The 14,278-nt window shown below is 67.8% G+C and carries 13 protein-coding genes; 4 read left to right on the top strand and 9 right to left on the bottom strand.

Going from position 1 to position 14,278, the window contains the following annotated elements; translation table 11 throughout:
* Positions 1-35: 35 nt before the first annotated feature.
* On the bottom strand, positions 36-3,647 hold the full coding sequence (metH, locus tag ABLE94_RS09315; protein WP_348803835.1) for a methionine synthase: 3,612 nt from the start codon (positions 3,645-3,647) through the stop codon (positions 36-38).
* 50 nt (positions 3,648-3,697) lie between these two features.
* Between metH and ABLE94_RS09320 the strand changes: the two genes are divergently transcribed.
* Positions 3,698-4,579: a PAC2 family protein gene (locus ABLE94_RS09320; protein ID WP_348803834.1), complete on the top strand. Its 882-nt coding sequence runs from the start codon at positions 3,698-3,700 to the stop codon at positions 4,577-4,579.
* A 33-nt stretch (positions 4,580-4,612) separates the two neighbouring features.
* Here ABLE94_RS09320 and ABLE94_RS09325 read toward each other — a convergent pair whose 3' ends face one another.
* From ABLE94_RS09325 to ABLE94_RS09350, 6 genes are all read right to left on the bottom strand, one after another.
* The gene (locus ABLE94_RS09325) at positions 4,613-4,921 is read right to left on the bottom strand and encodes a hypothetical protein (protein ID WP_348803833.1); all 309 of its coding nucleotides are present in this window, start codon (positions 4,919-4,921) and stop codon (positions 4,613-4,615) included.
* A gap of 67 nt (positions 4,922-4,988) precedes the next feature.
* Positions 4,989-6,233, bottom strand: a complete 1,245-nt coding sequence (gene mshC / locus ABLE94_RS09330; RefSeq protein WP_348808633.1) for a cysteine--1-D-myo-inosityl 2-amino-2-deoxy-alpha-D-glucopyranoside ligase — start codon at positions 6,231-6,233, stop codon at positions 4,989-4,991.
* Positions 6,234-6,314: 81 nt separating this feature from the next.
* On the bottom strand, positions 6,315-7,175 hold the full coding sequence (locus ABLE94_RS09335; protein WP_348803830.1) for an SCO1664 family protein: 861 nt from the start codon (positions 7,173-7,175) through the stop codon (positions 6,315-6,317).
* Between the two features lie 20 nt (positions 7,176-7,195).
* A complete protein-coding gene (locus ABLE94_RS09340; protein ID WP_348803828.1) occupies positions 7,196-7,885 on the bottom strand; it encodes a DUF3090 domain-containing protein in 690 nt (229 codons plus the stop codon).
* Between the two features lie 31 nt (positions 7,886-7,916).
* On the bottom strand, positions 7,917-8,669 hold the full coding sequence (locus ABLE94_RS09345; protein WP_348803827.1) for an MSMEG_4193 family putative phosphomutase: 753 nt from the start codon (positions 8,667-8,669) through the stop codon (positions 7,917-7,919).
* A gap of 32 nt (positions 8,670-8,701) precedes the next feature.
* Positions 8,702-9,544: an undecaprenyl-diphosphate phosphatase gene (locus ABLE94_RS09350; protein ID WP_348803826.1), complete on the bottom strand. Its 843-nt coding sequence runs from the start codon at positions 9,542-9,544 to the stop codon at positions 8,702-8,704.
* Between the two features lie 113 nt (positions 9,545-9,657).
* Here ABLE94_RS09350 and ABLE94_RS09355 point away from each other — a divergent pair, with 113 nt between their 5' ends.
* Genes ABLE94_RS09355 through ABLE94_RS09365 form a run of 3 tightly spaced genes read left to right on the top strand, consistent with a single transcriptional unit; the run spans position 9,658 to position 12,250 of the window.
* Positions 9,658-10,827, top strand: coding sequence for a YncE family protein (locus ABLE94_RS09355; RefSeq protein WP_348803825.1), 1,170 nt, complete (start codon positions 9,658-9,660; stop codon positions 10,825-10,827).
* A complete protein-coding gene (locus ABLE94_RS09360) occupies positions 10,824-11,153 on the top strand; it encodes a DUF5703 family protein (protein WP_348808634.1) in 330 nt (109 codons plus the stop codon). The genes ABLE94_RS09355 and ABLE94_RS09360 overlap by 4 nt, the downstream gene beginning before the upstream one ends.
* Positions 11,147-12,250, top strand: a complete 1,104-nt coding sequence (locus ABLE94_RS09365; protein ID WP_348808635.1) for a quinone-dependent dihydroorotate dehydrogenase — start codon at positions 11,147-11,149, stop codon at positions 12,248-12,250. Before ABLE94_RS09360 ends, ABLE94_RS09365 begins: the two co-directional genes overlap by 7 nt.
* A gap of 31 nt (positions 12,251-12,281) precedes the next feature.
* Here ABLE94_RS09365 and ABLE94_RS09370 read toward each other — a convergent pair whose 3' ends face one another.
* Positions 12,282-12,827 (bottom strand): YbhB/YbcL family Raf kinase inhibitor-like protein, encoded by a 546-nt coding sequence (locus tag ABLE94_RS09370; protein WP_348803822.1) that lies wholly within the window; start codon positions 12,825-12,827, stop codon positions 12,282-12,284.
* 29 nt (positions 12,828-12,856) lie between these two features.
* Entirely contained in the window at positions 12,857-14,203 is a 1,347-nt protein-coding gene (locus ABLE94_RS09375; RefSeq protein ID WP_348803821.1) for a M20/M25/M40 family metallo-hydrolase, read from the bottom strand.
* Positions 14,204-14,278: the final 75 nt, after the last annotated feature.

Raw genomic sequence — 14,278 nt, forward strand, 5'->3', positions numbered from 1 at the left:
TCCACCGAGGACGATGAGGCCGCGCCGAACTCACGCTATGTGTTGAAGTACTTCGCCTCGGGATGATGCAACACGAAGGCGTCGGTGGACTGCTCCGGGTGCAGCTGCAGTTCCTCCGACAGCTGCACGCCGATGCGTTCTGGTTCGAGGAGTTCCATCATCTTGACGCGGTCCTCGAGATCCGGGCAGGCGCCGTACCCGAAAGAGAAACGCGCACCACGATATTCGAGGTCGAAGAAGCCCTGTGCATTGTCCGGATCCTCGGCATCGCCGGCGTGGTCGGCGAAGCGCAGTTCACTGCGGACCCGCTGATGCCAGTACTCGGCGAGGGCCTCGGTCAACTGCACGGAGATGCCGTGCACCTCGAGGTAGTCACGGTAGGCGTCCTTCGCGAACAGCTCGTTGGCGAAGTCGGCGATCGGCTGACCCATGGTGACCAACTGGAACGGCAGGACGTCGACACGACCGTCGGCGATGGCTGACTCCCGCGAGCGTAGGAAGTCGGCGATGCACAGGAAGCGGGTCCGTTGCTGGCGTGGGAAGGTGAACGAAAAACGCACCGGCGCATCGGGTTTCGGCTCGGTGAGCACATGGACCACGTCGCCCTCGCTGACCGCCGGGAAGTATCCGTAGACCACGGCGGCGTGCGCCAGGATGCCCTCGGTGGACAGCCGTTCGATCCATTCCCGAAGCCTCGGCCGCCCCTCGGTCTCGACGAGATCCTCATACGACGGTCCGTCACCACCGCGGGCGCCACGCAGACCCCACTGTCCGAGGAACAGAGCTCGTTCGTCGAGCAGCTGGAGATAGTCGGCGACCGGGACGCCCTTGACGATCCGGGTGCCCCAGAACGGTGGCGTGGGAACCTCGTTGTCGGCGGCCACATCCGAACGCGCGGGCACCTCGACCGGCGCCTCGGCGGCCTTGCGCTTCTCCGCGATCCGCTTGGACCGCTCATGACGGGCCTTGCGTTCGGCGGCCTTCTCCTGCGCCGCGAGGGCTTCCGGGCTGTTGGGGTCCGGCCCCTCCCCCCGCTTACGGGCCATGATGTCGTCCATCAACCGCAGACCCTCGAAAGCGTCACGCGCGTAATGCACGTCGCCCTCGTAGGTCTCGGAGAGGTCGTTCTCCACATAGGCACGCGTCAATGCCGCACCGCCGAGGAGAACCGGGTAATTGTCGGCGAGACCACGGGAATTGATCTCCTCGAGGTTTTCCTTCATCACCACGGTCGACTTGACCAGCAGTCCCGACATGCCGATGACGTCGGCCCGCTTGTCCTCGGCCACCTCGAGGATGGTCGCGATCGGTTGCTTGATACCGATGTTGACGACCTCATAGCCGTTGTTGCTCAGGATGATGTCGACGAGATTCTTGCCGATGTCGTGGACGTCACCCTTCACCGTGGCCAGCACGATCCGGCCCTTGCCGTCTTCGCCGGTGGACTCCATATGCGGTTCGAGGTGTGCGACAGCGGTTTTCATGACCTCGGCCGATTGCAGCACGAATGGCAGCTGCATCTGGCCGGAGCCGAAGAGTTCTCCGACGGTTTTCATCCCCGAGAGGAGGGTCTCGTTGATGATGGCCAGCGGCGGCTTCTGCGTCATCGCCTCGTCGAGGTCATCGGTCAGCCCGTTGCGCTCCCCGTCGACGATTCGTCGCTCGAGTCGCTCGAAGAGCGGCAGTTTGGCGAGCTCCTGGGCGCGTGATTCGCGTGCGGAGGCCGCCGAGACACCTTCGAACAGCTCCATCAGCTTCTGCAGCGGGTCGTAGTCGTCTCGACCCTCGCTGTGTGTGCCCACCGCGCCACGACGATCGTAGACGAGGTCGAGGGCCACCTCGCGCTGCTCGTCGGGAATCTTGTTCATCGGCAAGATCTTCGACGCGTGCACGATCGCGGTGTCGAGTCCGGCCTGCACGCATTCGTGCAGGAACACCGAGTTGAGCACCTGCCGCGCCGCCGGATTCAGACCAAAGGAGATGTTGGAGATGCCCAACGTGAAGTGCACATCCGGATGTGCCTCATGCAGTCGGCGGATCGATTCGATGGTTTCGATGCCGTCGCGGCGCACCTCCTCCTGCCCGGTGGAGATCGGGAAGGTGAGGGTGTCGAGGATGATGTCCTCCTCGGACAATCCCCAGTTGCCGGTGATGTCGGCGATGAGGCGTTCGGCCACACGGATCTTCCAGTCCGCGGTGCGTGCCTGTCCCTCCTCGTCGATGGTCAGCGCGACGACGGCGGCGCCGTGTTCGACGACCAGCCGCATGATGCGCGCGAAGCGGGAATCCGGTCCGTCGCCGTCCTCGTAGTTGACCGAGTTGACCGCGCAGCGTCCACCGAGGGTCTCCAGCCCCGACCGGATGACCTCGGGTTCGGTGGAGTCGAGCATGATCGGCAGGGTCGACGACGTCGCGAACCGCGCGGCGAGTGCCGTCATGTCGGCGGCACCGTCGCGGCCGACGTAGTCGACGTTGAGGTCGAGCATGTGGGCGCCGTCGCGGGTCTGTTCCTTGGCGATGTCGAGGCACCGCTGATAGTCCTCCGCGAGCATCGCCTCACGGAATGCCTTGGAGCCGTTGGAGTTCGTCCGCTCCCCGATCACCAGGAAGCTGGCGTCCTGATCGAAGGGAACGGCGGTGTAGAGCGACGAGGTCTCCGAGGCGTGCTCGGGTTCACGGGCGGCCTTGGTGGTCTCGCCGACCGCCTCGGCCACCTGCCGGATGTGCTCGGGAGTGGTGCCACAGCAGCCACCGACGAAGGACAGCCCGAAGTCACCGACGAAGTCACTGAGTGCGACTGCCAACTCGTCGGGCCGCAGCGGGTACTCGGCGCCGTTGGCACCCAGCATCGGAAGACCCGCGTTGGGCATCACCGACACCGGGATGCGCGCATGCCGCGAGAGGTAACGCAGATGTTCGCTCATCTCGGCCGGGCCGGTCGCGCAGTTCAGCCCGATCATGTCGACCCCGAGGGGTTCGATCGCGGCCAGGGCCGCGCCGATCTCCGAACCGAGCAGCATCGTGCCGGTGGTCTCCACGGTGACGTGGGTGATGATCGGGATGCGGCGACCGAGGTCGGCCATCGCCCGGCGCGCTGCGACGACGGCCGCCTTGACCTGCAGAAGATCCTGGCTGGTCTCGATGAGGACGGCGTCGGCCCCACCGTCGAGCATGCCGGCGACGCACTCGAAGTAGGCGTCGCGGATGACCGCGAAGGTGGTGTGACCCAGGCTCGGCAGTTTGGTACCGGGACCGATCGAGCCCAGGACGAAGCGTGCGGTGCCGTCGGCGGACGGCCCCATCTCGTCGGCCACCCCGCGCGCGATGGCCGTGCCCTTGTAGGACAGTTCCCGGATCCGGTCGGCGATGTCGTAATCACCCAGGTTGGAGAGATTGCAGCCGAAGGTGTTGGTCTCCACCGCGTCGGCGCCCGCCTCGAAGTACGCCCGGTGAATCCCCTCGAGCACGTCGGGCCGGGTGTCGTTGAGGATCTCGTTGCAGCCCTCGAGGCCCAGGAAGTCGTCCAACGTCAGGTCCGCGGCCTGCAGCATCGTGCCCATCGCGCCGTCGCCGATCAGCACGCGACGCGACATCGCGGTGAGCAAGGTCGTGTCGTGGTTACCGGTGGACGATGACGGTGTGGACATGGTGCTCAGGGTAGTTCGCTCTCTCTCGGGTTCGGTCGTAGGCTGGATCAGTGAACGCCGAGCAGATGTCGAACCTTCCCCGCCTGCGTAGACCCATCCTGCTGGCCGCCTTCGAGGGCTGGAACGACGCCGGCGACGCGGCCAGCAGCGCCGTCGAGCACCTCGCGCTGATGTGGGATGCCCGCCCATTGGCCGACATCGAATCCGATGACTACTACGACTTCCAGGTCAATCGGCCCACGATCAAGCAGGTCGATGGCGTGACGCGCCGAATCGATTGGCCGACCACGTCCATCTCCTATTGCAGCCCCGTCGGGGCCGACCGTGACATCGTACTCGTGCGCGGGATCGAACCCAACATGCGCTGGCGCGGGTTCTGTGCGGAAATCGTCGACCTCGCCCAGGCACTCGAGGTGGAGACGACCGTGATGCTCGGCGCGTTGCTGGCCGACACGCCACATACCCGCCCGGTGCCGGTGACCGGCAGCGCCTACAGCAGCGACGCCGCGGAGCGCTACAACCTGGCCGAGAGCCGCTACGAAGGCCCCACCGGGATCACCGGCGTGCTGCAGGACCTCTTCGTGCAGGCCGGCATGCCCGCGGTGTCGTTCTGGGCGGCCGTCCCCCACTACGTCTCCACCCCTCCGAATCCCAAGGCGACCGTCGCACTGCTGAATCGGGTCGAAGAGGTTCTCGACATCGAGGTTCCGCTGGGCACGCTGCCCGAGCAGGCCGAGGAGTGGGAGCAGGCCGTCACCGAGATGACCGAGGACGACGAGGAGATCGCCGAGTACGTCCGCGGTCTGGAAGAACGTGGTGACGCCGAGATCGACACCGACGAGGCGATGGCCAAGATCGACGGCGACGCGCTGGCGGCCGAGTTCGAGCGGTACCTCAAGCGGCGTGGCGGTCCGGGGGCGTTCGGCGGCTGATCCGCCGACGAGTGTGCCGTCCCGGCGGTCGGGTCAGCCGATCCGTTCGATGGACACGACCGGGGTGGTGATCCGCCAGGTCCGGACGTCCGGGTCGTCGGCGGCACGCACCCAGAACTGGGCCGACTCACCCACCCGGCACGACTTCACGCCGAGGAGTGGAATGTCCTCGGAGTCGCGGCGCAGCGTACTCACCGCCCATTCCTCGCCTTCGGTGCTGCCCACCCCGGGAGCGCGCAACAGCGTCATCTCATCGAAGTCGATGAGATATGTCGAGGTCCGGGTCTGCACGGTCCACACCCCGGTTGCCGAGTTCGGATCGATCTCCTTCACGCGAGCCACGCGCAAACTGTACTAAGCCGCAGGCGCCGGCACCCACCCGAGTCCAACCTCACCCGAGCGGCTGCCCTCAAGGCCGCAACCGCACGCCGAGCAGGGCATCCACGACGTCGCTCATCCGACCGGGCGCGCCCGGGTCCTGACCGAGACCCTGCTCGACGTCGCCGCACCAGCCGTCGATCGCGTCGAGGGCCTTCGGGGTGTCGAGGTCGTCGGCCAGATACTGCCGGACCCGCTCGATGATCGGGGCGGCATCGGGGCCGGTCGCCGCGTCGGTGGCCTCGCGCCAGCGCGCCAGCCGGGCCTTCGCGGTCTCGAGGACCTCGTCGGTCCACATGCGGTCACCGCGGTAGTGATCGGCGAGCAGGGCGAGCCGGATCGCGGCCGGATCGACTCCGGCCTCCCGGAGTTTCGACACGAAGACCAGGTTCCCGCGGCTCTTGGACATCTTCTCGCCGTCGAGGCCCACCATCCCGGTGTGCACGTAGTGCTTGGCGAAACGCCGGGCGCCGGTCAGCGCCTCACCATGGGCCGCGGAGAACTCGTGGTGCGGGAAGATCAGGTCGTTGCCGCCGCCCTGGATGTCGAAATCGATTCCGAGCCGGTTCAGCGCGATCGCCGAGCATTCGATGTGCCAGCCCGGCCGCCCCCGGCCGAAGGGCGCGTCCCACGCCGGTTCGCCGGGGCGTTCTGCCCGCCAGAGCACCGCGTCGAGTCGGTCGCGCTTGCCCGCCCGGTCGGGATCGCCGCCACGTTCGGCGAAGAAGCGTTCCATCGTGTCGCGGTCGTAGCCGGATTCGTAGCCGAACTGTTCGGTGGCGTCGATCCGGAAGTACACATCCGGGAACTCCGCGTCGTCGACGACGTAGGCCGCTCCCGATGCGAGCAGTTTGCCGACCATCTCGACGACCTCGTCGACCGACTCCATCGCGCCGATGTAGTCGCGCGGCGGCAGCACCCGCAGCGCCGTCATGTCGTCACGGAACAGCTGGATCTGCTCGGAGCCCAGTTCCCGCCAGTCCACCCCATCGCGTTCGGCACGTTCGAACAGCGGGTCGTCGACGTCGGTGATGTTCTGTACGTAGTGCACATCGTGGCCCAGGTCGCGCAACACCCGGTTGACCATGTCGAAGGCCAGGTACGTCGCGGCGTGACCGAGGTGGGTGGCGTCATACGGCGTGATACCGCAGACGTACATCGTCGCCGTCGGGCCCGGTGCGACGGGCAGAACCTGACGCGCCGAGGTGTCGTACAGGCGAAGTGCGGGACCGGCGCCGGCGACCGACGGCAGGGTGGGATCAGGCCACGAATGCATATCCCCCACTGTATTGCGTACGCGTTCAGGGGTTGTCGTCGCCTCGGGCATATCGCCGGGCCCCACTCCCGCTGAACCCGGTCAGAACGGTGGCCACGGAATCGGGCGATGACCCGGCGGGTACGGCATCCGTTCGGATTCCACGAGCATGATCGCCCGGATGATCAAGGCGTCGAGCTCGTCGACGGTGAGGTGCGCCGTCAGCGCGTCGCGTACCGACGACGCATCGGATTCGAGGTCGTCGGCCAGGGCCGCGACGTCGGCGATCAGGTGGCCGGGGATGCGGTCACCGGCCCACCCCCACAGCACGGTGCGGAGCTTGTCCTCCTGATGCAGGCAGATCCCGTGATCCACGCCGTACACCGAACCGTCGAGGCCTTCGAGCACATGCCCGCCCTTGCGGTCGGCGTTGTTGAGGATGACGTCGAGCACCGCCATGCGTAGCAGGCGCGGATCGTCGGCGTGGACGAGTTCGACCGGTTCACCGCGACCGTCGAGCGCCCGCAGCACCGACCGGTACCCGGACGGGATGGCGTCCGGCGGCGCGAGATCCACCAGATCGACGCGGGCGACACACAATTCCGGATCGTCGTTGTCAGGGGTGTCGACCCACCGCTGCACCATGCCCGGCCCGAGGGGGCCGTCACGCAGCACCGTCGTCGGGATCGTCGCCCAGCCCAGTGCTTCGGACACCAGATACGACGCGACTTCGCGACCGGCGAGGGTGCCGTCCGGGAAGTCCCACAGCGGGATCTCACCGCGGACGGGCTTGTACACGCACCGCACCGATCGGTCGCCATCGACCGCGTCGCACACCAGCGTGGCGTTGCTCGCGGTGGGGATGCGACCGATGATCCTCAGCTCGGCCGTCGCCAACACCGTGTCGGTGGAAGTCGTGTCGCGCGAAGTCGACGTGCCGGTCGGATCGAGATCCTCGGGCATGTCCGCGGTGTCGCCGAGGCTCACGGGTCGGTGTCGCCCGGGTCGGTGTCGGGTTCGTCGGGGTCGCCGTACTCCTCGCCGATGATGGGCGGACCGTCACCGGTCAGGCCACGGAAGACCTCCGGATCGATGAAGTCGAGTGACTTGCTCAGCTCGGCGTCGCGCTTGTAGCCGTTCATCCGGGCGCACAGATGCCCGTCGGCGTCCAGCGGCTGCCCGCACAACGGGCACGGCGGCCGCCCGGCGGAGATGACGCGGGTCGAGCGCGCGGCGAATTCGCGGGCGGCAAGGGTGGACAGGAACACCCGCACCGCGTCGGGGCCCTCGTCGGTGTCGTCGAGGACCACGCTCTCGTCGAACTCGCCCTCGGTGATCGCGAGCAGCTCGACGACCACCGCCTCGGTCTCGGCATCCCATCCCAGACCCATCGTCCCGACCCGGAACTCGGCGTCGACCGGCATCACGAGTGGACTGAGATCGGCGACCTCGTCGGCCTCGGGCGGGATCGCGGTACCGAAGCGTCGGTGGATCTCCTCCAGCAGCGCGCCGATACGTTCGGCGAGGATCTGCACCTGCTGCTTCTCCAGGACGACGCTGACGATGCGCGATTCGTGGACGGCCTGGAGGTAGAACGTCCGATCCCCGGGCTGTCCGACGGTCCCCGCGACAAACCGGTCGGGGCTGCGAAACACATGTATCGCTCGGGACATCACACCTCCTCACATCTGTCGTTGACTGTCATTATCCGTCGTGCCCGGCGGCAGCGGCCACCACCGGCTCGGCGGTGGGCTCTTCGGTGGGCTCGTCGGTGCCGCGGTCACCACCGACCACGGCATCGTCGGATTGTGGCTTGCGCATCGGAATCGTCAGGGACGCCGTGGAATTCACCGTGTGTACGAATGGCCGAACGTCGGAATAGCGGATGATGCTCACCGATGCCGGTTCGACGACGATCCGCTGGAACGAGTCGAGGTGCGTCCCCATCGCATCGGCGATGACCGACTTGATGACGTCACCGTGCGAACACGCGACCCACACACCTGCCCCGTCCGGGCCGCCGTAGCGACGGTCGAGCTCGCGGATCGCGGCGACCGCGCGGGCCTGGACCATCGCCAGGCCCTCACCGTCGGGGAAGACCGCGGCCGACGGATGCTGTTGCACCGTCTTCCACAACGGCTCGGTCAGCAGTTCGCGAATCGTGCGGTTGGTCCACGAGCCGTAGTCGACCTCGGCGAGGTCGTCGATCACCACCTCGGGGACGTCGCGGCCGTCGGCCGTCAGCGCGGCCAGCAGTGGGGCGACGGTCTCCGCGCATCGCTGCAGCGGTGAGCGGGCCACCGCGGTGATGGCGGGCAGGCACGACGTCAGGCGACCGACGAGTTCGGCGGCCTGGGCGCGGCCCTTGTCGTCGAGGGCCACACCCGGGCTCCGTCCGGCGAGAACTCCGGAGGTGTTGGCCGTCGAGCGTCCGTGGCGGACGAGGATCACGGTCATCCCACAACCTTAGGCACACCCACGCCTCGCGGTCAGGTCGCGCTGATGACCCCGGCCGTCAACAGGCCCATCACGGTCAGGCCCAGCAGTACCCGGTAGGCGCCGAACCAGTTCATCGAGTGGTGGCTGACGAACTTCAGCAACCACGCGATCGAGGCGTAACCGAGGACGAAGGCGACGATCGTCGCCACGATCAGCTCCGGGACCGTGGCCTCCATCCCCTCCCCGGTCGGATTGATGGCGTCAGGAATGGAGAACAACCCGGACGCCACCACGGCGGGAATGGCCAGCAGGAAGGAGAACCGGAACGCGGCCTCGCGTTCGAGGCCCAGGAACAGGCCCGCGCTCGCGGTTGCGCCGGATCGTGACACGCCGGGAATCAGGGCCAGGCACTGCGCGAGCCCCATCACGATCCCGTCTCGCAGGGTCAGCTGCTCCATCGACCGCTGCCGCGTGCCGAATCGCTCGGCGAGCCAGAACACTCCCGAGAACAGGATGAGGACCGTGGCCACCACCCAGAGGTTGCGGGCGACCGTCCGGATCTCGTCCTTGAGGAGAAAGCCGATCACGCCGATCGGAATGGTGGCCAGGATCACGTACCACCCGATGCGGTAGTCGAGGCCGCGTGCGGCGCGGTCGAACAGCCCCCGGAACCACGCGACGACGATCCGGGCGATGTCGCGGGCGAAGAACACCAGCACCGCGGCCTCGGTGCCCAACTGGGTCACAGCGGTGAACGAGGCACCGGCGTCCTCGCCGAACATCAACTCCGAGGCGATACGCAGATGGCCCGAGGAGGAGATCGGCAGGAACTCGGTGATGCCCTGCAGGGCACCGAGAACGATTGACTGCGTCCACGTCATGGTGTCGGTCACGGCGCCCGATGCTACCGGCCAGTCGCTGTGACGCCGCTGAATGCGTGCGCCGGCGTCACGCCGCGCTCACCCCGGCGTCGTCCGCGCGTCCGGGTACGTCCAAGATGGACCCCATGCATGCCGACCGCCCGCGCCTCCCCTCCCGCACACGCGCCCGGCAGGCCACCACCCTGGTCACCGCCCTGATCACGGCCGGTCTCCTCGTCGCCGGTTGCGGGTCGGGAAATGATTCTCAGTCCGGTGCCACCGACGTGGCCACCGTCGTCCCCGCCACCCCGAGTCCGGCACCGGCGGGACCGGCGACCCCGGCCGGCGTGATCATCCCCACACCGGCGGGCGCGTCGGCGCCGGCGCTGTCCGGCGGCAAGCTGGGTGTTCTGGGTTCCGGCGGCACCAGCGTGCTGCGCTTCGACACGGCATCGATGCAGGCGCCGCCGACGATCATCACCACACCCCACCTCACCACGATCGTCGGCGCCGGTGACGGTGCGTTCGTGGGCGTCGGCCCGAATACGCTCGCGCGCATCTCCGCCGACGGTGCGGTCGCCACCACCCCGCTGGACACCGACACCCCCACCGCGGTCGCGCGCACCGCCGACGGCCGCATCCTGGTGGGCACCGGCAACGGTCACGTGCTGGTGCTCGGCACGGACCTGGCGATAAAGCGTGACATCGGCGGATTCGTCCGGGTCGACGAGATCACCGTGTCGCCACCGAGTGCCGATCTCGGCTCCGAGCAGGTGGTCGTCCTCGATCGTGCGCAGTCGTCGGTCACGCCGATCGATCTGGCCACCGGTGATCTCGGACCGGCACTGCGGGCCGGCAACGGCGCCACCAACTCCACCGTCGATCACTACGGCCGGATCCTGGTGGCCAACACCCGCGACAACGAGATCCTCGGGTTCTTCGGCTCGCCGCTGGTGATGCGTTTCCGCTACCCCGTACCCGAGGGCCCCTACGCCGTAGACTACGACGACACCCACAACCTGCTGTGGGTCACGACCACAGGCAACAACGAGGCGGTGGCCTATGACCTGGCCGGGGGCGAACCCATCGAGAAGCACCGCTTTTCGACTGTGGCACAACCGGATTCACTCGTCGTCGACGACGCGACCGGAGTTGTCTACGTACTCTCGGCCCGCGACGGCGGCATCGAGGTCGTGTCATCGGCCCAGCGGACCGGGAGTGCGCCCATGAGTTCGGCGCCTGCGACATCCGCTCCGGTGACATCCGCTCCCGTCACATCGACTCCGGTGACATCGACTCCGGGAACCGCTCCGTGACGGCTCGCCCCGCCGGAGCCCCGCTCCCGTCCGGTCGCGCCGGGATTCGCAACGGTGCCCGCTACCCTCGTGGCTGGGAGGTGACCTCCGAGGACTACGAGTGCCTCCTCGTGCGTCTGCCCCCGGATGTCACCCGGGTCACCGCGTCGATGCGCCTGTCGCTGGAGGCCGAGTTCGGCGGCTGGGAACTGTCCCGCGTGCGCCTGTACTCCGACGGCACCCGCAAGGTACTCCTCAAGCGGCGCAAGCCACCGCGCCGGGCGAGCCCGGCTGCCGGCGAACACGCTCACGACCAGCCCGCAGACGAGGACGCACAGGCATGCTGACACGACTCAACCGCTACCTCTACCCACCGATGCTGCGGCTGATGTTCCTGCTCTCACCGGAACGGATCCATCGGATCGTCGCCGAGACCATCCGGATCTCGATGGGCCTCGCCCCGCTCCGCGCACTGTCGGCTCACCTTCTGGCACAGCATGATCCGGTGTTGCGGCAGACGGTCTTCGGTGTCGACTTCCCGGCGCCCGTCGGGCTGGCCGCCGGATTCGACAAGTCCGCGTCCGCCGTGAACGCTTGGGGTCAACTCGGTTTCGGCTTCGCCGAGATCGGCACCATCACCGGCCGCCCGCAACCGGGCAATCCCCCACCGCGCCTGTTCCGGCTCCCCGCCGACCACGCGCTGATCAATCGCATGGGATTCAACAATCCGGGCGCCGAGGTGGCCGCCGAGCATCTGCGCACCCCGCGCTCGGGACCGGTGCGTGTGCCGATCGGGGCGAACATCGGCAAGACCAAGGTGGTGCCGGTCGACGAGGCCGTCGACGACTACCGACTCTCCGCGCGATTGCTGGGACCGCACGCCGACTTCGTCGTCGTCAACGTCAGTTCGCCCAACACCCCCGGACTGCGTGATCTGCAGTCCGTCGACGCGCTGCGTCCCATCTTGACCGCAGTGCTGGCCGAGGTAGAGGTGCCGGTCCTGGTCAAGATCGCCCCCGATCTCGCCGACGAGGACGTCGACGCGGTGGCCGATCTCGCGGTCGAACTCGGCCTCGCTGGGATCGTCGCAACCAACACCACCATCTCCCGGACCGGCCTGCGCACGCCCGCCGCCGAGGTGGCGGCGATGGGAGCGGGCGGCTTGAGTGGCGCACCGGTCGCCGCGCGGTCGCTGGAGGTGTTGCGCCGCCTGTATGCCCGGGTGGGTGGCCGGATCTCGCTGGTCAGCGTCGGCGGTATCGAAACCGTCGATCAGGCCTGGGAACGCATCACCGCCGGCGCCGACCTACTCCAGGCGTACACCCCGTTCATCTACGGTGGCCCGGTGTGGCTCAAGGAGATCCACGACGGTATCGCCCAACGGGTACGCGCCGGCGGATTCACCGACCTCGCCGCCGCGGTGGGCAGCGACGCCGGGCGGTGATCGCCGGCACCGGACCCTCGGTTCTTGTGGTCTACAGATCCTCGGACGGCTGTTCGTAGGTGCCGATGAGGGTGGCCCGCGCGATGGCGTGGGAGAACAGGTTGAAGCCGAGATAGGCAGGGGTGGCGCCGTCAGGCAGGCCGAGGGACTCCACGTCGACGGCGTGCACGACCACGAAGTAGCGGTGCGGTCCGTGTCCGGGAGGCGGTGCGGCACCGACGAAACGCTTCAGCGACGCGTCGTTGGCGAGAGTCAGGGCACCCGCGGGCAGGCCGCTGCCCGCGTCATCGCCGGCGCCCTCGGGCAGGCTCGTGACCGATGCGGGGATGTCGGCGACCGCCCAGTGCCAGAATCCCGACGCCGTCGGGGCGTCCGGGTCGTACACGGTGACCGCGAAACTCTTGGTGTCGGTGGGGAATCCGGACCAGCTCAGCTGCGGGGACGCGTCGGCGCCGCCGGCCCCCATCAGGCCGCTGACCTGAGGGGTGGCCAGCGGGGCGCCGTCGGTGATGTTCTCCGAGGTCACGGTGAAGGTGGGCAGATTCGGCAGGGCCTCGTACGGGTCGAACGTCGCCATGTGCAGCGCCTTTCTCGGGTGCGGATCGATCAACTGTTGAGCAGGAAATGTTCGAGGACCCGGGTGCCGAAGAGGACCGAATCCACCGGCACGCGTTCGTCGACGCCGTGGAACAGCGCTGCGAAATCGAGTTCGCGGGGCAGTTGCAGGGGCGCGAATCCGAAGCAGCGGATCCCGAGTTTCGCAAAGGCCTTGGCGTCGGTACCACCGGACATCATGTACGGCACGGTGCGCGCCTGCGGATCATGGGCGAGGATCGCCGCGTTCATCGCGTCGACCAGGTCACCGTCGAAGGTCGTCTCGTAGGAGTCGAGGTGGGTGATCCACTCCCGCGTCACGTTGGGGCCGATGAGGCGGTCGATCTCGGCCTCGAACTCCTGCTGACGCCCCGGCAGGACCCGGCAGTCCACCACGGCCTCGGCCTTCTGCGGGATGACATTGGCCTTGTACCCGGCCCGCAGCATCGTCGGGTTGGCGGTGTCGCGCAGCGTGGCCCCGATGATGCGCGCCAGGCTGCCCAGCTTGAACAGCGAGGTCTCCAGGTCGGCAGCGTCCGGACTCAGATCCAGTCCACTCTCCTCCGACACCGCGGCCAGGAACTCCGCGACGGAATCGCTGATCACCAGCGGGAAGGTGTGTCGACCGATTCGTGCGACCGCTTCGGCGACCTCGGTGACCGCATTGTCGGCGTGCAGGAACGAGCCGTGGCCTGCGGTGGCGTCGGCGGTGAGCTTCATCCACGCCAGGCCCTTCTCGGCGGTCTCGACGAGATAGAGGCGCTTCTCCGATCCGTCCGGGCGATCGACGGTCAACGAATATCCGCCGACCTCGCCGACTGCCTCGGTGATCCCCTCGAACAGGTCCGGGCGGTGCTCCACCAGCCAGTGCGCACCCCAGGAACCACCGGCCTCCTCGTCGGCGAGGAAGGCGAAGACCAGTTCGCGGGGCGGGACGGTGCCGTCGCGCTGGAATTGGCGGGCCAGCGCCAGTGCCATCCCGACCATGTCCTTCATGTCGACGGCACCGCGACCCCAGATGTAGCCGTCCTTGACGGTCCCGGAGAACGGATGAACGCTCCAGTCGGCCGGTTCGGCGGGGACCACGTCGAGGTGGCCGTGGATCAGCAGCGCTCCCCGATCCGAATCCGGCGGGCCGGGCAGCCGGGCGAACACGTTGCCGCGACCAGGTTGACCGGATTCGACGTACTGGGTGGTGTAGCCGACCTCCTCCAGCATCTGCGCGACCCACTTGGCGCACTCCTCCTCACCGCGCGTGGTCTCCAGTTCACCGGTGTTGCTGGTGTCGAAGCGGATGAGGGTACTGACGAGATCGACGACTTCGTCGACCGCGCGCGGGGCGAAAGGCTCATCGGTCACCCCTCACTCCTACGGGATTTGGGATACGGGGGCAACCTCGGTTAGTGTTATCGCCGCCGGTGTGAGAGGTTCACT

This window comes from Gordonia sp. VNK1 (assembly GCF_040049135.1).
Taxonomy (GTDB): domain Bacteria; phylum Actinomycetota; class Actinomycetes; order Mycobacteriales; family Mycobacteriaceae; genus Gordonia; species Gordonia oleivorans.

Excerpts from the sequence above, each read along its gene's own strand:
- ABLE94_RS09370 (WP_348803822.1), bottom strand. The coding sequence starts at position 12,827 with ATGGCGACGTTCGACCCGTACGAGGCCCTGCCGAATCTGCCCACCTTC.
- ABLE94_RS09365 (WP_348808635.1), top strand. The coding sequence starts at position 11,147 with ATGCTGACACGACTCAACCGCTACCTCTACCCACCGATGCTGCGGCTG.
- ABLE94_RS09345 (WP_348803827.1), bottom strand. The coding sequence starts at position 8,669 with ATGACCGTGATCCTCGTCCGCCACGGACGCTCGACGGCCAACACCTCC.
- metH (WP_348803835.1), bottom strand. The coding sequence starts at position 3,647 with ATGTCCACACCGTCATCGTCCACCGGTAACCACGACACGACCTTGCTC.
- ABLE94_RS09335 (WP_348803830.1), bottom strand. The coding sequence starts at position 7,175 with ATGCCCGAGGATCTCGATCCGACCGGCACGTCGACTTCGCGCGACACG.
- ABLE94_RS09340 (WP_348803828.1), bottom strand. The coding sequence starts at position 7,885 with ATGTCCCGAGCGATACATGTGTTTCGCAGCCCCGACCGGTTTGTCGCG.
- ABLE94_RS09355 (WP_348803825.1), top strand. The coding sequence starts at position 9,658 with ATGCATGCCGACCGCCCGCGCCTCCCCTCCCGCACACGCGCCCGGCAG.
- mshC (WP_348808633.1), bottom strand. The coding sequence starts at position 6,233 with ATGCATTCGTGGCCTGATCCCACCCTGCCGTCGGTCGCCGGCGCCGGT.